This is a genomic window from Vibrio sinensis, from assembly GCF_003605645.1.
GTDB lineage: Bacteria > Pseudomonadota > Gammaproteobacteria > Enterobacterales > Vibrionaceae > Vibrio > Vibrio sinensis.
In genome coordinates, this window is sequence record NZ_QVMU01000001.1 from 340,244 (window position 1) to 358,084 (window position 17,841).

Sequence of the window (17,841 nt, forward strand, 5' to 3'; positions counted from 1 at the left end):
TGTTTTATGATGGTCTGTTTATGGTGATTGTCTTATGATGACGTCTGGCTCAAACGAACACTTTGTTGTTGACGACTATTCACGTTACCACTGCTTGCCATTGTTTTCTGGCGCTTGCTTTTGTTGAGCTTGCAATACTAATTGGGCTCTGAGAAGTCGGCTAGGATCGCGAGCACTTTCAACTTGCTCAAGTTTACGCAGCTGTGGATCAATCGTTTGTTGATTGTCAGCTTGTTCATGCCCATTTATGCCTTTCTCTGTTTTATCATCGCGTTGTTTCTGCTGTGATGACTTTGCTTGAACTGATTCAGTTTGGCCTGACTCCTCTTGGCCGGATTGCGTATGGCTATCTTGAGGTTTTGAGTCCTTTGATACTTGCTTATCTAAATCAGCTTGTGTTTGCTGCTCATTATTTTGCTGTTCTTCTCCTCGTTTAACCTCACCATTTTTGTCTTGGTCAGTTTGCGACTGCTGAGGAGATGGTGGAGAGGACTCATCTTGAGATGTAGAACCTTTAGACTCTCCGTCTTGCGCTTGCTGCTGCGATTGAGATTTGGAAGAATTCTGTTGATTTTGCTCACCGCCAGAGCCTTGTTGCTTGTTATCCGCGTTTTTATCATTCGAATCGCTGTCATTTTTTTGCGAGTCAGAATTTGATTGTTGTGAGTTTTGCTTTGCAGCAGGCTTTTGTTGCTGTTGCTGTTGCTTGAGCGCTTCATTGACTAGATCTAAGTTAGTTTGAGCATCTGTATTGTTTGGGTTCATGCTCAGAGACTGCTTATAAAGCTCGACAGCTTTTTCCAATTCACCTGCTTGAGCATAAGCATTGGCAAGGTTGTATTTTCCACTGGCAGTTTCAATACCACTTAGGCTGCTGATAGCTTGTTCAAATTGTCCGTTTTGGTACTGGGCTATCCCTTTCCATTCTGGATTTTTGAATTGAGCGCTTGCTTCAGAAAACTTTTTAGCCTGAAAATTTTCGTAAGCCTGTTGATCGTCAGTCAGCCAAGGGTTTGCCTGTGCATCAGGTGAGTGGAGCACCGGAAGTGTTGCAAAAAACAGACTAAATAAGATGCCTTTACGAAACATCAGTAGAGCCGGAATAATTAATAGCAACACTAACCAATAACCGTTATTAACTGGCTCAGAAAGAGTTTGTTTTGACGTTCCTTTCGTTGTCTTCTGCTCGCTTTGAGTTTGAGCTAGTAGAGCGGCGACATCACTATTATTGATTTGGATTGGGGTAAAAAAGCCATCAACTTTTTTCGCCAACGTTTCCATGTTATTGAAATTCGCTTTCGCGACAACGGTTTGTCCATTTGCGGTTTTCAATAATGAGCCATCGTTGAGCTGAATTGGCGCGCCAGCACGCGTCCCAACACCTAAGATATCAAGATGCCATGACGTACCTGCTAGAGCCTGTTCAATATCATCCATCTCTTGTTGATCGATATCATCACTGATTAAAATGATATTGCCACTTGCGAGTCCAGTGTTTTGCATCATTTTCACTGCAAGCTCGACCCCTTTTGCCGCATTTGCGCCGGGGTAGGGCATTATCTCTGGAGATAAGCTTGGTAACAGGTTAAGGATAGTGTTGGTATCACTAGTCATCGGACTAATGGTGTAAGCGTCGCCAGCGTAGGCCACCATTCCCGTTTCACCCTCTTTCCAGCCTTTGAGTAGATCAGTGACTTTGTATTTCGCTTGAGTTAAGCGGTTTGGTGAAAGATCAGTCGCGTACATAGAGAGGGACATATCCATCACGACCACTCTTGCACTCGCTTCGCTAAAAGCAGGACGCTCACTTTTTTCAAAACTAGGCCCAGCTAATGCAACAATCGCGATCGTGGCACAAACTCCAATCAAGGCTAGACGCATATTGCTACTTTTCTTCTGTTGCATGCCCATGATCTTGGCCAGATGAGGCGCAATGAGTGTTTGATGATGTGTGCGGCGTTGAAGCCACAGTAGCATCAAAGACAATGGGACTATTGCAAGCAACCATAGCGGTTTTAGGAACATAAATTCAGACATAATTTCTCCGAATAATCACAAGTAACACGCCGCTGATTAACATGAGTGATAATGGATAACCAAACCATTCTATTTGAGGACGCCAAGTTTGCGTTGCCGTGCTAATGGGTTCTAGTTGATTGATCGTATCGTAGATGGTAGCCAGTTCTTTACTATCGCGAGCTCGAAAATATTGTCCACCTGTGATCTTGGCTATCTCCATGAGGGTTTTCTCATCAAGGTCTTGGGCGGTATTAACTTTACGAGTCATGAAGAACTCTTTAACCATCATTTCACCAGCACCAACGCCAACGGTATAAATTGTTGCATTGTATTTTTTGGCTATTTTTGCTGCTTCAATCGGGTCAAGCACACCGGAAGTATTACTGCCGTCACTCAACAGAATCATGACTCGCTGAGGCGCATCACTATCGACAAATGTTTTTGTCGCAAGGCCAATACCCTCACCAATGGCAGTATTTGTACCAATTAAGCGCAATACGGCTTGGTTTAGCTGCTGTGAAATAGTTTTTCTATCCAGTGTGAGCGGTGTTTGTAGGTAAGCGTGATCGGCAAACAAAACTAAACCAAGACGGTCCCCCTCACGACGCTCTATAAAGTCACTTAATACTTTTTTTACTGCAGTTAAGCGATCTGTGTAGTCATCATTGACCGCCATGTCTTCTTTACTCATTGAATACGATAAATCGACAACCAACATCAAATCACGATGTTTTGGCTGAGTTGTTACCGGTTCACCAAACCAGACTGGTCGAGCAGCAGCACAAATAAGAGAAAGCCAAAGTAACGTAGCCAATATTTTGGATACGATGTTTTTAGGTGCACTTTGTACGCCAGTATTGGGTAGATAAGGCAGATAAATAGGGGAGGATTGTTTCGCTGGTGGAAGTAGAAAACGCACCAAAAGTGGCAATGGGCTAAGTAGCCACATCCACCACCAAACAAACTCAATATTAGCCAATGTTCTTGCTCCGTTTTTTAGGTGGCAATGCTTCGTCAACCCATTGATAACAGTGTTCAATCAACTGCTGTGAATTTGAAACGGGTGTTTTTGAATATAAGACGGCTTGCCATTCGTCGGCATTGTTAACAAATAATGGCGACGCTATTTGTTGATCTAAAAATTGATACCATCCAGCGCCAGTCAATTGTGCAATTTCTTCTCGAGGGAAATAACATAAAGCAGCTTGACGAACCAATTCGATGGCAGCGGCTGGACGATTTTCGTTTTGAATCAGTCGAAGCGCGGCTTTTTTAGGAGCCATACGCTTTTTACGCAGTTTGATAATCAGTATCACACTAAGAATCACGACGAGAATGACACCCGCAGAAGCCCACCAGCCCCATGCTAGAGGTAACCAAGATGGCGCATCAGGTAGTTGCATCGCTTTTAGAGGCAGTAACGAAGAATCAGAAGTTGTGGTCATGCTTATATCCATGTAATTGTTGTAATAATGGTTGGCCACTGGAGAGTGACGCAAAGCTAATGCCAAGTGAATGGGCAAGCTCTTGTAACGCATTTTGCTTCACTGCAAACGCATGTTCGATTTCATTACGGGCTTTTCGCGATGCGAAGTTTAGCCACTGAGTTTGGTGATGGTTAGACACTTGTTCTACGCCACGATAGTGAGTCTGGCCTTGTTCAAGTGGGTCTGAGATATGAATCATTCTTACGCGATTGTGCTGGCGTAACCGTGTTAGTAATGTTTGGTGCTCTGGCGTAAATCGAACAAAGTCACTAAGCATTACAATTTCACTGCCTTTAGGGCACAAACGATTCAGTGCCAAAAGAGCGGTACTGATGTCCGAGGGTTGACCGGTGTGGAACTGACTATTCTGAGGCTGTGAAATGTTTATCTCATGCCGATGTACCAGTGTTTGTATCAGGCTCAAAGGCCCTTTGTTACGACTGGTCGGTTTGAGTTCGATTAATTCATGCCCTGTGTCAATCACGGCTCCAATGCGGTCTTGTTGGGCGACAGAAAGCCAAGCAATAAGACTTGCCATATGGGCCATTAAGACGGACTTCAACATGAGAGTTGAACCAAAGTACATGCTTCTGCCCATATCGAGATATAGGATCACGGGTTTTTCCCGTTCTTCAGTAAACAATTTAGTATGTGGTTTACCGGTACGCGCGGTGACGCGCCAGTCTATGCTGCGCACATCATCACCAGCTTGGTATTGACGAACTTCAGTAAAGTCCATTCCTCGGCCAAGCTGGCGGCTTTGATGTTGCCCTAACATTTGTGACCACAAACTCTTAGCTGGCGGTAGCCAACTGACACTTTGTTGCTTGTAATAAATCAGCTCATCTAGTGACAGATGAACCCCATCAAAGTGTTTAGAGGTGCTTAAATCCATAACTCTTGCCTTAAGCGCTACCGACTAACGAAAGTAAATGTTCGACAACTTGATTTGGCTTGATTCCCTCAGCTTGAGCTTGGTAACTCATTAAGATGCGGTGTCGTAGTACAGGGAATGCCATAATTTGTACATCTTCAGGTGAAACAAAGTCACGACCAGATAACCATGCATGGGCACGAGCACAACGGTCAAGTGCGATGGTTGCACGAGGGCTGACGCCCAGCTCTATCCAATTAGCGAGGGTTTGATCATATTGCTCAGGCTGACGAGTCGCCATAATGAGTCGAATGATATATTGCTCGATACTTTCTGCCATGTGGATATTAAGTACATCTTGTCGTGCAGCAAAAATATCCGCTTGAGAAAGGCGTGGAGGCGTTGCTTGTTCTTCACCTTTTGCTTCACCACGGTTAAGTCTAAGGATCTCTAATTCGCTTTGAGCATCAGGGTAATCCACATCAAGATGCAACAGGAAGCGGTCAAGTTGCGCTTCTGGCAGTGGGTAAGTCCCTTCTTGCTCAATCGGGTTTTGAGTTGCCATAACTAAAAATAACTCAGGTAACGGGTAGGTTTTTCGGCCTGCGGTTATTTGTTTCTCAGCCATAGCTTCCAGCATAGCGGCTTGAACTTTTGCTGGTGCGCGGTTGATTTCATCCGCCAAAATGAGCGAATTGAAAATCGGACCTGGTTGGAACGTGAATTCGCCACTCTCAGCACGGAAAATATCAGTACCAGTTAAGTCGGCTGGTAACAGGTCTGGTGTGAATTGAATACGATGAAAGTCACCCTCAATACAGTTAGCTAGGCTCTTAACTGCTCGAGTTTTAGCAAGACCAGGAGGTCCTTCGACAAGAATATGTCCATCAGCCAGCAATGCGACAAGCAGTTGCTTAACCAGTTCGTCTTGACCAATGATTTGTGAATTCAAATACGCTTGAAGGCGTTGAAGTGCTTCGGACTTCATAATTCGCTTACTCCTAGTTTTTTTCTTAGTGAGCAAAGCTGTGAAAAAGTTCATTATTATTGGTGGTTCTTAGTCTATATGACGAAAAAACACTCAATGTTGAGTTTTGCACTGCTGTACTTCTTTATTGGCTAATATTAAGCACGATCCCCAAGACACCTAAAGATGCGCAACGGTGACAAGTAGGAAATTCCCTGAGCATAGATGAACTATGTGATTGGGATGAATAACCTCGCCAACAAGGCTGCAACCTCAGTAGGATGGGGATACCGAGGTATTATAAAACCCACAACAATAACTTAGTTAGGGTTATGTCAGTAAACCTCTAGGTTCTGGTGACAGATTGAAAGCTCAATCGACGCCGGAATAAACTTCATATGGGGATCGTTAACCAGAGTTTCAAATAGTGAAACCTTATGTTGCGATGATAACGTGCTCTTTTATTTAGATTTGTGCAAAATGGCAGCAACTGATGTGCCTTGGCAATGGACTATGCTGGAAACAGCATAAGGATGTGGGTAAACTGAGCGAAGATAATTCGCTTTTAAAGGTAAGTATAATGAGTGACTTCGCAAAAGAACTCGAAGCAATGACACAGCAAATGGGCGACGAGCCAGAAGTTAAGCTTCCATCGATTGAAGAACAGAAAGCTATTGCAGCAGAATTAAAAAAACTGGAAGCTGAAGGTAAACTAACACCAGAAGTGCTAGAGCAGTTTTTTGGTAAGTTCTACGCAGAAACAGATACGCCAGTTCATTAATTGACTGCGTTTACTAATGCATTATGCGTCGATAAAAAACCGCCGAAAGGCGGTTTTTTATTCAATCAATTCATCATTTAAAGCGTTTAAGCTGTGAATGTCTAAGCTAAATACTGGTTACTCGCACAGTTTTCCTTGTTCTGCAACTTGCTCGACCATGTAATCACCGCGAATATTGCGATATACCACGCCATGCCATACTTCACCATTTTCCAACGTAAACTCAAAGGCATAATTCATCCCACTCACGACTTGAGTGCGAATTTCATCGATTGATTTTAATGGTGAGCTATTGTTCATTTGTTGCAACATGGTATCAACGGCTTTTTGAACTTCAGGGGTCATTTTGGATGCTTGCCATCCGCCCGCTAAATTGCGATCTTGGCAATAGGCAGAACGCTTAGAGGGAGTCTCTGTGCTAGCGGTAGAGTTTTTCGCACACCCTATAAGGCTAACAGCAGCGATAATTGATACGGTGATAAGTCGTTTCATACAGGATTCCTAAGTAACACGTAAAGGAGAATCAAGACATTGCTTGAAAGAGAATGGTAGTAAAGAACGCTGTGTGTTCGTTAATTTAATTTGAATCGAGATGACACAAAAGTCAAAGTGATTTTGCCTAATGAGTCCGCCGAAATTATAGCTCTAAGTTAACGCTACACTTTAATTTATTGAAATTAAATGATTACTTTCGTTTCTTGCTCTTGGCTTTGGATAGAACTACATAATAAAAATATTGTACAAACAACAAAAAAAGGCGTTATTTCACCTAAACTTTGAAGAAATATCTCTCATCGATTCGGAGGAACATGATAACTAAACCCTGCGGTTATTTAAGTGTCATTTTACTCTGTTTTTCTTTATTAGGATGCGGGAAAAAATTTGTTTATGACAATCTTGATTGGTTTTTATTAGGCCAACTTGATGATCTTATCTCTTTGTCTCGTTCTCAGGAGTTGCTGGTGGAACCCGCGTTGGGTTCTTTGCTGGATTGGCATAAACAAGAAGAGCTTCCTCAGTATGCTGTGCAATTAGAGAGGCTATCTAGCCTTAATTTAAATCAGTTAACAATTGAAGAGTATCAAGGCAGAGCGCCATGTGCATCGTTTGATGATGCGACTTTATCCTGACTTGCTGGTCTTTATTCCGACACTAACAAATGAGCAATTGACAGACTTACTGAATACGGTTCGTCAGCGTCATATCGATTATAAGAAAATAATTCAGAGTTTGGATGCTGAACAGAAAAGGGAACGTTTTCAACAAAAAGTCGAGCAGCAGCTTGAACTATGGTTTGGTGAATTAACGTTGGAGCAAGAACGATTAATTGTGCAGTGGAGTCAAGACTCCTCTTTCCCTTACGAGCTGTGGATTGAGTTTCAGACTCAAATTCGAATTGAACTCAAACAGATGTTCGCTACGATAAAAGATCGCAACCAGTTTGATGTAGAGCTTCAACGGCTATTATTTGAATCAGAAACGTACTATCCGCCCGAGTTAGCCGGTCAATTGCAACGAAATAATCAAACCCAAATCGAATACGTCATTAAGCTTGCCCATTCATTAACGCCCCGTCAAATTGATTATTTCCATGAAGAGTTACGTTATTGGCGTGACTTGATTGATGATATTGGTTGAATCAAAAGCCGAATTTACACTTAGCTTGATTCTCGCTACCCTATAGCTTGTATGTGAATGATTCGTATATGAAGAGCTTATAAATTCATAGCTCGTCTTTGGACGAATAGCACTTTTTAGTGGTTCGTTAGAATACATGCCCCAAAGGATGATGGGACAAGGGATTAAAGGGTTGAACCAATGGATTGGATGTTGTTGTTTGTCGCCGGTATTTTAGGCGGCGTTTTAAATAGTATTGCCGGAGGAGGGAGCTTTATTACCTTTCCTGCATTAATGTTTGTTGGGGTTCCGCCAATTATCGCCAACGCGACCAATACCTTTGCTGCATGTGCTGGTTATTTAAGTGGAACTTATGGCTTTCGTAAAGACATTGCAAAACACCAAGGTTCATTATTCAAGTTAGTATTGCTGAGCTTGTTAGGTGGTGGCGCTGGTTCTTATTTACTACTGTCTACCTCAGAAGAACAGTTCTTACACGTCATACCTTGGCTTTTATTGTTCGCTACGCTTTTGTTTATTTTTGGCGCAAAGATCAGCGAATTCACCTCAAAGATGTCTCACGCCTCTAGCCGTTTTAGTCTGTACCATCGATTTTTCCTCGCGTTCGTTTTAGTCGCGGTATCCGCCTATGGCGGTTTCTTTAATGCGGGCTTAGGCGTCATTGTTCTCAGCTATTTGATTTTGGCTGGTTACCAAGACATCAATCTCATGAACGGATTAAAGCTTTTAGTGTCGAGTTCGGTTTCGATTGTGGCGATCGTCATTTTTGTTATCGATGACTATATAGATTGGTCGAGGGGGAGCGTCGTCATGCTAGGGACATTATTGGGCGGGTATATAGCAGCAAGAGTCTCTCGCCAAGTTGACCCAAGTTATGTCCGTGGGTTTGTCGCTGTATCGAGTGTAGTGATGACGATCTATTTCTTCTATGACGTCTATTTCACTTAATAGATTCGTGCGATGTATTGATTGCATCAGATGATTGTTAATACTGCTCCAAAAACGGTTCAATAGTACAAAAAACCCTCAGTTTTTTGACCCTGTTAGCAGATATTTTCCCTAGATTAGCGACAATAAAAGCGCCTATTTTGTTTAGGTGTAATAGATTCCGCAGTTGGCTATATATCAATACGATGGTTTCTTTTTGCTCTTGATATATATCGCCACTTCGGCCTTTTTGAGGTCTAAGTTATTGTTGGGGGCTGTATGGAAAGAAAACTAGGTCAAGTAATGACAAACAGTCGAATGGTGACATTCTTGGCGTTTCTCGCCGCAGTGTTTGGCTGGTTTTTACAAATGCGAGTGCTTCTTTTTGTTTCCGTGTTTACATTGTGCGTAGGTGCTGTGTTGTATGTTCACAGTAAATGGCATAAACAACCCGCTTAGTCATAGTAAGTAAACATCGCTAATAAGTGCGGCTAACACAAACATGATTAACGTCAGCATGTTTAACGTAAGCTTATTTAACAATAAGCATAGTAAACAAATATGTGGCTTTGAAAGAGCGCCAAAACCGATGGCGCTCTATATCTCAGTGACTTAGATAATCCCTAAATTACTTAGATAAAATAGAATTATAACCCACCCAATTTCTGAGCTTGTTTTACTAATTCTCTACGTTTCGTCTCAAGTTCCGTGATGATGACTTTATTATTCTCGTTTTCTTCCTTGAACGATTGAGCTGGTGCGAAAACAAAGTATTTGTTAGTAGTCATGTTATAGCCTCACATTTACGACAACGATTTAACATCAAAGTGTATAGAAACTTTGTATCTGTATTTGGCGGGTAGACAACCTTACACAGGGTATTGCGTGTTTATTATTGCTTCAAAGTATTATTGCTTCAAAGTATTGTTGCTTCGAAATCCGATTGGATCGAAATATGGTTGCTTCGAAAGCCAATGATTCAAAACGAAGCGGACTTTATCAATCATAGTTCATAAATTCAACAATTTGACCAAGCCGTTAATGCATTCTAAGAATGACCAATTGCTGAGTATGCAGAAATGGTGAGCATGCAGAATTGATTTTTAATAACCTGATGCAGGTATATAGGCATGATTATTTAGAGTGAAGAGTAGTAGTTGTTGTTGATAAAAGCGCTCAGGCACTCATACTCCTATTTTATGGGATGGTTATATAAGGTCGTTGAACTAATTTATTCAATTCTAGAGTAAAAAAAAGAGGCTCAATGAGCCTCTAAATAATTGTATTTAATTGAAAATCAACTAAATATTTATACGTCGTAAGTTGTAGACGCTGTGTTACCGCCTGTACCAGTCCAGTTAGTGTGGAAGAACTCACCACGTGGACGGTCGATACGCTCATAAGTGTGCGCGCCGAAGTAATCGCGTTGTGCTTGTAGCAGGTTAGCTGGTAGACGAGCAGTCGTGTAACCATCTAGGAAAGTTAGCGCAGACGTCATACATGGCATAGGAATACCGACTTCCATTGATTTAGCTGCAACTTTACGCCAAGCCGACATACAGTTGTCTAGAATACCTTTGAAGTAAGCATCTGAGCCTAGGAAAGCGATTTCTGGATTTGCATCAAATGCATCACGGATGTTACCTAAGAACGCAGAACGGATGATACAACCACCACGCCACATTAGTGCTACGTTACCGTAGTTAAGATCCCAACCGTTTTCGTTTGATGCTTCGCGCATTAGCATAAAGCCTTGTGCGTAAGAGATGATTTTTGAAGCCAGTAGTGCTTGACGTAGTGCGTCAACCCACTCTTGCTTATCACCCTCTACTGGCGCGATAGTTTTACCGAACAATTGCTCAGCTTCAACACGTTGATCTTTTAGTGAAGATAGGCAGCGTGCAAACACAGATTCAGTGATCAGTGTTAGTGGGATACCCATATCAAGCGCGTTGATACCAGTCCATTTACCCGTACCTTTTTGGCCAGCAGTATCGAGAATTTTCTCTACTAGTGCTTCACCATCTTCATCTTTGTAGCCAAGGATATCAGCAGTGATTTCAACTAGGTAGCTGTCTAGCTCAGTTGTATTCCATTCAGCAAAAACTTTTTGCATATCGTCAGCAGATAGACCTAGGCCATCTTTCATGAACTGGTATGCTTCAGTGATTAGCTGCATGTCGCCGTATTCGATACCGTTGTGGACCATCTTAACGAAGTGACCAGCACCATCGTTACCAACCCAATCACAACAAGGCTCGCCAGCATCCGTTTTTGCAGAGATACCTTGGAAGATAGGTTTAACTGCTTCCCAAGCTTCAGGTGCGCCACCTGGCATGATTGATGGGCCAAAACGAGCGCCTTCTTCACCACCAGATACACCAGTACCGATGAAGTAAATACCGTTTTCACGAAGTGCAGCAACGCGGCGGTTCGTGTCAGGGAAGTTAGTGTTACCACCATCAATGATGATATCGCCTTTATCTAGTAGAGGAACAAGCTTGTCGATGAAGATATCAACCACATCACCAGCACGAACCATAAGCATGATTTTACGTGGTGATTCTAGCTTTTCTACTAGCTCTTCTAGTGAGTAAGCGCCAACGATGTTGGTGTCTTTTGCAGGACCTGCTAGGAACTCGTCTACTTTTTCAGTAGAACGGTTGTGAGCCACTACTTTGAAGCCGTGGTCGTTCATATTCAGGATTAGGTTTTGGCCCATTACTGCTAAGCCAATTACACCGATATCACCTTTCATTGTTTCTCTCCGTTTATTCTAAAGGACGGGCTAGTGCACTAACGATGATGTTAGGCGATTTTCGCTGCCGCGTCTGAATCTAAGTACCATTCTGTTTCGCCAGTCGTTGACTGAATTTTTGCTGCTGGGTAAGGTAACTCAGAAGCCGGAATGGTAGAAATTTCGTTTACGATGTCAACTTTACCTGCGCCAAGCACTAGATAGCTGATACGTTTTGCTGCTTGTAATACTTTTGCTGTTTTTGATACGCGGATCTGACCCGATTCTGGGTGCGATGCCAATACAGACAAGTTTTCATCTTGGTAGTTAGTCACACCAGGGAATAGCGATGCTGTGTGGCCATCAGCGCCAACACCAAGCAAAATCCAATCGAACACTGGTGTGCCATTTTCACAAGGGATAACATCCGCCATCTCTTTTGCAAAACGTTTTGCTTCAACTTGCGGTTCTTCTTCACCACGGATACGGTGGATGTTTTCTGCTGGAATGTTGACTTGGCTAAATAACAGAGCATTCGCTTCGCCATAGTTACTTTCAGCATCATCAGGAGCAACGCAACGTTCGTCGCCCCACCAGAAATGTAAGTTTTGCCATTGAATACTATTTGCATAAGCATCGCTAGCCAGCAGTTTAAACAGCATTTTAGGCGTGCTGCCACCAGACAGTGAAATATGAACAGGTTGACCTTGTTCACTGAACGCTTTTAAGTCATTCGCTAGGCTTTCTACCACGTCTTGTGACGTTGGGAAGATCTTATGGTTGATCATAGTTCGCAGTAATCCGTATCTGTGAGGTTTTTACAAGGGAAGCGCCATTCGCGACCATCGCGTTGTAGCAAATCATAAGCTTCTTTTGGACCCCAAGTACCACAGGCATAACCAAACAGAGATTGTGGATCTTGTTTGAAATCCAAAATAGGTTGCACGTATTGCCAGCAAGCTTCTACTGCGTCAGTACGAGCAAATAGCGTCGCATCACCATTTAATGAATCAAGCAGTAAACGCTCATAAGCTGTCAGCATTTGAGTTTCTGGAAGATCAGCATAGTGGAAGTTCATTTTAACTTCTTTCGCTTTAAATCCAGCACCTGGTTCTTTCAGACCAAAGCTCATTTGAATGCCTTCATCTGGCTGAATACGAATAATTAATTTGTTCTCAGGTGCATTCTGACCGAAAACAGGGTGAGGAGTGTTCTTGTAGTGAATAACGACTTCCGTTACACGAGTCGGTAGACGCTTACCGGTACGTACATAAAATGGTACGCCATTCCAACGCCAGTTGTTAATGTAAGCTTTAAGGCCAACATACGTTTCTGTGCGTGAATCTTCAGCAACGCCATGCTCTTCACGGTAACCTGGTAAATGTTGACCACGTACATCCGATTCGGTGTATTGGCCTAATACTAGGTTATTACGCAAGTCGTGCTCTTCAAGAGGTTTTAAACATTGTAAAACCTTGACCACTTCGTCACGAATTGAATCCGCATTGATTTGAGCAGGTGGTTCCATGCCAACCATTGCAAGAACTTGCAATAAGTGGTTTTGGAACATATCGCGTACGGCACCTGAACCATCATAGTATCCACCACGTTCTTCAACCCCAAGGAATTCAGCACCGGTGATTTCAACATAATCGATGAAATTACGGTTCCATAGCGGTTCAAACATCGCATTCGAGAAGCGAAGGACCAATAGGTTTTGTACGGTTTCTTTACCTAGATAGTGGTCGATACGGTAGATTTGATGTTCTTGGAAGTGCTCATGAATCTCTTTATCGAGCTTTTTCGCGGACGCAAGATCGTAACCAAATGGTTTTTCAATAATGAGGCGTTTCCAGCCGTCAGCTTCATCGTTCAAACCATGAGCCGCAAGGCTTGCTGGAATAACGCTGTAAAGACTTGGCGGAGTCGCTAGGTAGAAAAGCGTGTTGCGCTGGTCAAATTGGTACTTATCAGCCAACTGATCAAGGCGAGTAACAAGTTTGCTGTAATCGTCTGCATCGGAAGTGTTGATGGCTTGATAATGCAAGTGCTCAATGAAAGCATCTAATGTTGCCGGTTCGGTCTTTTCCATTTCTTGAAGAGAGTTCTTCAGTTTTGCGCGGTAAGACTCATCACTGTACTCAGTGCGACTAACACCGAGGATAGCAAAATTAGCAGGGAGCTGATTGTTTGAATAAAGGTGGTATAGGGCAGGAATTAACTTGCGATAGGTTAAGTCCCCTGAAGCACCAAAAATAACGATACTGCTGTTTTCTGGAATTACCATCATCTTTCCCTTCAAAACGATGTACATAGTGTGTGCCAACAACGGCTCTTTAAGCCGATTAAACTACCAATAACACACAGCTATAGAAAATAGTTCACGCCTATTACTCTGATAGGTAGAACCGAATAATGAATAAGTTCGCTTATAGAGATAAATCTCAACGTGGCAGCGTATTGTCTATGACAATGAGAGAGACATCAATAACCTAACGCGCAACCGATTAAATAATGAGTAATTTTGAGCTTAAGTTGTTGATTGTTTTATTCAAATATTATTGTTCGTGATCAGCCAATTTTGGAGAAACATCAATTTGAGCCGAGCTAATTTGCCCGCTTAAAAGTGAACTGTTTAGATTATCACCAGCTTATGTCGCGTATTTTTTATCTTCGGCTTGTTACAGTGTAATGGATATTTGAAAAGTTGGAGCTTCCCTTGTGTGTCAAAGTAGTAGGTAGGCTGCGTGTTTTAGCTCTAATTCGAGGTTTATGTTTGTAGTTTGAAACAAATTTTTTCCCGATCCGCTGATAGAATTGAGTAAACTGACTTCCTTGATCGCGCCATCAGTTATTAACCATCAACAAATCATAGCGTTAGGTTTTGATGTATCGAACGTGGCTATTTATCACAAGGGTTCAACTATGAAAAAATGGATTTTGTTCAGTGCACTGGTTTTTTCGGCTCATTCAATCGCAGCGGACGTTGACTTAAAAAGCAATATGAAACAGATGAAAGTCGAGTTTAAACAAGCGGTAGAGTCCACCACGACGGTAGAGATGCAGCAGGCACTCAGTGAGTTTAAGTCGCTCATTCAATCGTCAAAACAAGGGGAATATCCACCAGAGAAGCAAGATTTATATATGGAGGGCTTTGACCGATTGTTGGTTACCGTCGATCAAGTTCAACAAGATCTTGATAGTAAAGGACTAGAAGCTGCACGGACGTCACTGAAGCAATTAGATGATTTGCGAGAGGAATACCATGATAAGCGTAACCCGAGCATCTGGAGCAAGATTTTCGGTTAGATTCCTCTTTATTTAAGATGTAAAAAGAGGCCGCTAGTGGCCTCTTTGTGTTTTCGTCACTGTAGTGATGCTTGATGCTGTTAAACCAAACCAAACCAAACCAAATTCAAGAGATTTCCTGATCAAATAGTGGTGTGATTTAGCTCAAACAGTTCACCATCAACTAAAACGGCTTGAGTTTTTAGTTGGTCATCTAAAATTGTCGCAGCAGCGCGAGCATTTCGCTTTAGCACTCCGAGATCGGTACATTTCAATGCCTGTGCAGGGTAGGTGGAGGCCATGCGCAGTGCTTCGGCTTCTTCAATACCCCATAGCACTGCATTTGCAACCGACTGATCCATGCCAATATGCGCGCCTGCTAAACTGCCCGCCGCATTGACCAATTTATTGTCAATAATCGAAATGCGTTCGCCATCGAGCTCAAAATAGTCCGTATCGCTCCCCACCGTCGCCATCGCATCGGTGATGATTAATAATTTTCCAGTAGGTTTTAGCCGTTGTGATAGCAAAACATTTTGTGGATGGACATGGATGCCGTCAGTAATGATTGAACACCATGCATGATCCGCCATTAGGGCGGTGCCTAGCGTACCGGGCTCTCGTCCCTCCATCGGGGACATTGCATTGAATAAATGGGTAAAACCATTAATGGTACTTAGTTTTTGTTCTGTCAGATCATTACTCTGAGCGTTACTATGCCCACAAGAAAGGTGGATACCGTGTTGATTGAGCCATTCTAATGCCTCCATCGAGACATTTTCAGCCGCGAGTGTCACCAAAACTTCGCCATCTTTTAACCAAGGAAGTTGCTGTAACTGTTCAATATTCGGTGTGGAAAACAAGTTCGCATCATGTGCTCCTTTTTTTCCTGCGTTGAGCCAAGGTCCCTCTAAGTGAACACCTAATACGCCACGAACTTTGTGTTCAATAGCTGCTTGAGCAGCATTAAGCGCATCTGCCATTTTTTTAGGAGTAGCGGTAATCAGCGTGGGCAACAGATAAGCGGTTCCATGTTGTCGATGAGCTGCGCAAATTCTATCAATGCTCTCAACACTGGTGTCGCTATTGAACATGACGCCACCACCACCGTTGACTTGCAGGTCAATGAATCCCGGGGTAATTAGAGCATCTGGGTAGTGGGTGCAATCGATGTCACTATCTAGCTGCTCTAAAGGGAGGATACTAATCAGGTGTTGCTCGTCCCAAACCAGTGCGCAGTTGTGATGATATTGCTCACCGTCAAAGATTCGAGACGCTGAGATGGCTTTCATTGTCATGGTTCTTTCCTTGGTTTTTATCAACGCTAGTCAATGTGAATAAACTGATACGCAGCGCCAAGTAAGCAGGCGTCATAATCCCCTTGAGCAGGCACTATTTTGACCTGAAATGGAGCAGGCCGCAGAGCCATCAATTGCTCTAATCGGTCGATATAACCAGTCGCGAATCCAATGCCACCGCCTAACACGATTACATCGAGATCTAAACTCGCTTTAAGGTTACAACATAATGCCGCAATTGCTTGGCAACTACGCTGAATGATCGCTTCAGCAATTGGGTTAGTGTCAGCTGTTGCAAATAAGGTTTTGTTGTCGATGGCTGGAGAAATATCGATTCGACTCTGCTTTTCGATTGCCGTTCCAGATGCTATTGCTTCGACGCACCCTTGCTGACCGCAGCCGCAGATAGGCCCGTTAATATCAATGATGGTATGGCCAATATGGCCAGCAAAATTGTTGACGCCTTTGTGAAGCTTTCCATCAATGACTAAACCGCCACCCACACCAGTAGAGACCGTAATGTACGCCATGTTTTTGGTTTTTGGCTCTTCAAAAGCCGATTTAATGGCGTGTAATTGAGCGTATTCATACCACGCGGCCGCTTGCGCATCATTAAGCATGGCGACGGTCTTTCCAGTGCATTGCTCAATGGCTTGATGCAAAGGGAATGGGGTTGGGAAAGCGAGGGTATCAGGGTTAATCGCACTGATACCTTGTTCGGTTACGAGGCCTGTGGTGGATATGCCGATGTTTTCAACCAAGGCAAGCCAATCTTGGCATTGTTCCAAAATGGTTTCGGCAAACTGTATCGCCGATTTCGCAGTCGGGGTTGGCAGTTGGCGGCGCTCCACCAATTGTCCATTACTTACTAACCCCAACGCGATTTTTGTACCGCCGATGTCAATCGCAAGTGTTTGCATTATTTTGCTCCTACAGCGCGAGTGGCCTCGTTAAACCATTGAGTTACCACTTCTAAACGAGTGATGGCGGATCCGACAGTTACTGCCACTGCGCCGTTTTCTATTGCTTTTGCCGCTAACTCGGGTGAATTGTAGCGACCCTCTGCCATGGTAAAGAAACCGGCAGAAGAAAACTGTCGTACCAGTTCAAAATCAGGCTCCGTAGGTTCTTCATCACCACAGTAACCCGATAGGGTAGAACCAATGATTTCAACGCCCTGTTCATGTGCCCAGAGACCATCTTCATAGTTTGAGCAGTCAGCCATTGCGAAACAATGGGTGTTTTTTATTGCTGCAGCAATCGCAGCGCGAGATTCAGGGCGAACTCGATCTGTGGCATCAAATGCAATAATTGTCGCACCCGCATTCGCAAGAGCATCAACATCACAAAGAAATGGTGTGATACGTACAGGACTGTCCTGCAAGTCACGTTTAATAATTCCAATAATTGGTACGGTAACGGCTTGAGCAACTGCTGAAACGTTTTCGACACCTTCTATTCTAAGAGCATGCGCCCCAGCTTGTTGTGCCGCTTTAGCCATCGCAACAATCATCTCTGTGTTATCCAATGGGCTGCTCACGACAGGTTGTATGGAGACAATGGTTTGTCCTTGGAGGTACTTCTTTAACTCATTGATATTATTTTTAATTGTACTCACGTTTGGCCTCTCAGTAAGACGTATCTACTACGGGGTGAAGCAATCGGCTTGCCTTCACAGTTCACTTGAGCTAGGTGTCGCTTTCCCACACTGATGAATTTTCGCCCATGATCACATTTCAATAAAAGTTGATTTGAAAAATATCTTCACCGACATGATAATCCATAACGAAGATTTTTTTCAAACAAAATAAAAAAGTTTTTTGAA

19 protein-coding genes are annotated in these 17,841 nt (G+C 43.1%); 6 read left to right on the forward strand and 13 right to left on the reverse strand.

Features of this window, described 5'->3' with window-relative positions:
- Positions 1–84 precede the first annotated feature (84 nt).
- From DZ860_RS01320 to DZ860_RS01340, 5 genes are read right to left on the reverse strand one after another with little or no spacing between them, the layout of a single operon-like run.
- Positions 85–2,037 (reverse strand): VWA domain-containing protein, encoded by a 1,953-nt coding sequence (locus tag DZ860_RS01320; protein ID WP_120029107.1) that lies wholly within the window; start codon positions 2,035–2,037, stop codon positions 85–87.
- The gene (locus DZ860_RS01325) at positions 2,030–2,998 is read right to left on the reverse strand and encodes a vWA domain-containing protein (protein WP_120029108.1); all 969 of its coding nucleotides are present in this window, start codon (positions 2,996–2,998) and stop codon (positions 2,030–2,032) included. The genes DZ860_RS01320 and DZ860_RS01325 overlap by 8 nt, the downstream gene beginning before the upstream one ends.
- Positions 2,991–3,464 carry a DUF4381 domain-containing protein gene (locus DZ860_RS01330; protein ID WP_120029109.1) on the reverse strand — a complete coding sequence of 158 codons (474 nt, stop codon included), beginning with the start codon at positions 3,462–3,464 and terminating at the stop codon, positions 2,991–2,993. Before DZ860_RS01330 ends, DZ860_RS01325 begins: the two co-directional genes overlap by 8 nt.
- On the reverse strand, positions 3,448–4,401 hold the full coding sequence (locus DZ860_RS01335) for a DUF58 domain-containing protein (protein WP_120029110.1): 954 nt from the start codon (positions 4,399–4,401) through the stop codon (positions 3,448–3,450). Before DZ860_RS01335 ends, DZ860_RS01330 begins: the two co-directional genes overlap by 17 nt.
- Before the next feature lie 10 nt (positions 4,402–4,411).
- A complete protein-coding gene (locus DZ860_RS01340) occupies positions 4,412–5,368 on the reverse strand; it encodes an AAA family ATPase (RefSeq protein ID WP_120029111.1) in 957 nt (318 codons plus the stop codon).
- 559 nt (positions 5,369–5,927) lie between these two features.
- Between DZ860_RS01340 and DZ860_RS01345 the strand changes: the two genes are divergently transcribed.
- On the forward strand, positions 5,928–6,128 hold the full coding sequence (locus DZ860_RS01345) for a restriction endonuclease subunit S (protein ID WP_120029112.1): 201 nt from the start codon (positions 5,928–5,930) through the stop codon (positions 6,126–6,128).
- Positions 6,129–6,245: 117 nt separating this feature from the next.
- Here DZ860_RS01345 and DZ860_RS01350 read toward each other — a convergent pair whose 3' ends face one another.
- Positions 6,246–6,620, reverse strand: a complete 375-nt coding sequence (locus DZ860_RS01350; RefSeq protein ID WP_120029113.1) for a cystatin domain-containing protein — start codon at positions 6,618–6,620, stop codon at positions 6,246–6,248.
- Positions 6,621–6,937: 317 nt separating this feature from the next.
- Between DZ860_RS01350 and DZ860_RS01355 the strand changes: the two genes are divergently transcribed.
- The 4 genes from DZ860_RS01355 to DZ860_RS01370 all read left to right on the forward strand — a co-directional run bounded on the left by DZ860_RS01355 (position 6,938) and on the right by DZ860_RS01370 (position 9,152).
- Positions 6,938–7,258: a hypothetical protein gene (locus tag DZ860_RS01355; RefSeq protein WP_120029114.1), complete on the forward strand. Its 321-nt coding sequence runs from the start codon at positions 6,938–6,940 to the stop codon at positions 7,256–7,258.
- Positions 7,239–7,766 (forward strand): DUF6279 family lipoprotein, encoded by a 528-nt coding sequence (locus DZ860_RS01360; RefSeq protein WP_133305428.1) that lies wholly within the window; start codon positions 7,239–7,241, stop codon positions 7,764–7,766. The genes DZ860_RS01355 and DZ860_RS01360 overlap by 20 nt, the downstream gene beginning before the upstream one ends.
- 180 nt (positions 7,767–7,946) lie before the next feature.
- A complete protein-coding gene (locus DZ860_RS01365) occupies positions 7,947–8,714 on the forward strand; it encodes a sulfite exporter TauE/SafE family protein (protein WP_120029116.1) in 768 nt (255 codons plus the stop codon).
- A 258-nt stretch (positions 8,715–8,972) separates the two neighbouring features.
- Positions 8,973–9,152, forward strand: a complete 180-nt coding sequence (locus DZ860_RS01370) for a hypothetical protein (RefSeq protein ID WP_120029117.1) — start codon at positions 8,973–8,975, stop codon at positions 9,150–9,152.
- Between the two features lie 188 nt (positions 9,153–9,340).
- On the opposite strand, the gene DZ860_RS24355 is transcribed toward DZ860_RS01370, so the two are convergent.
- From DZ860_RS24355 to zwf, 4 genes are all read right to left on the reverse strand, one after another.
- The gene (locus DZ860_RS24355; RefSeq protein ID WP_165862826.1) at positions 9,341–9,481 is read right to left on the reverse strand and encodes a hypothetical protein; all 141 of its coding nucleotides are present in this window, start codon (positions 9,479–9,481) and stop codon (positions 9,341–9,343) included.
- Between the two features lie 521 nt (positions 9,482–10,002).
- Complete coding sequence (gene gnd / locus DZ860_RS01375; protein ID WP_120029118.1) at positions 10,003–11,451, reverse strand: decarboxylating NADP(+)-dependent phosphogluconate dehydrogenase; 1,449 nt, start codon at positions 11,449–11,451, stop codon at positions 10,003–10,005.
- A 50-nt stretch (positions 11,452–11,501) separates the two neighbouring features.
- Positions 11,502–12,218, reverse strand: coding sequence for a 6-phosphogluconolactonase (gene pgl / locus DZ860_RS01380; protein WP_120029119.1), 717 nt, complete (start codon positions 12,216–12,218; stop codon positions 11,502–11,504).
- Complete coding sequence (zwf, locus tag DZ860_RS01385; RefSeq protein WP_165862840.1) at positions 12,215–13,717, reverse strand: glucose-6-phosphate dehydrogenase; 1,503 nt, start codon at positions 13,715–13,717, stop codon at positions 12,215–12,217. The genes pgl and zwf overlap by 4 nt, the downstream gene beginning before the upstream one ends.
- A 638-nt stretch (positions 13,718–14,355) precedes the next feature.
- On the opposite strand from zwf, the gene DZ860_RS01390 reads away from it, so the two are divergent.
- Positions 14,356–14,739 carry a cytochrome b562 gene (locus DZ860_RS01390; RefSeq protein WP_120029526.1) on the forward strand — a complete coding sequence of 128 codons (384 nt, stop codon included), beginning with the start codon at positions 14,356–14,358 and terminating at the stop codon, positions 14,737–14,739.
- 122 nt (positions 14,740–14,861) lie between these two features.
- Here the strand turns inward: DZ860_RS01390 and nagA are convergent, their stop codons facing one another.
- Genes nagA through DZ860_RS01405 form a run of 3 tightly spaced genes read right to left on the reverse strand, consistent with a single transcriptional unit; the run spans position 14,862 to position 17,634 of the window.
- Positions 14,862–16,016: an N-acetylglucosamine-6-phosphate deacetylase gene (gene nagA, locus DZ860_RS01395; RefSeq protein ID WP_120029121.1), complete on the reverse strand. Its 1,155-nt coding sequence runs from the start codon at positions 16,014–16,016 to the stop codon at positions 14,862–14,864.
- Positions 16,017–16,042: 26 nt separating this feature from the next.
- On the reverse strand, positions 16,043–16,936 hold the full coding sequence (locus tag DZ860_RS01400; protein ID WP_120029122.1) for an N-acetylmannosamine kinase: 894 nt from the start codon (positions 16,934–16,936) through the stop codon (positions 16,043–16,045).
- Positions 16,936–17,634, reverse strand: coding sequence for a putative N-acetylmannosamine-6-phosphate 2-epimerase (locus DZ860_RS01405; protein WP_120029123.1), 699 nt, complete (start codon positions 17,632–17,634; stop codon positions 16,936–16,938). Before DZ860_RS01405 ends, DZ860_RS01400 begins: the two co-directional genes overlap by 1 nt.
- Between the last annotated feature and the right edge of the window lie 207 nt (positions 17,635–17,841).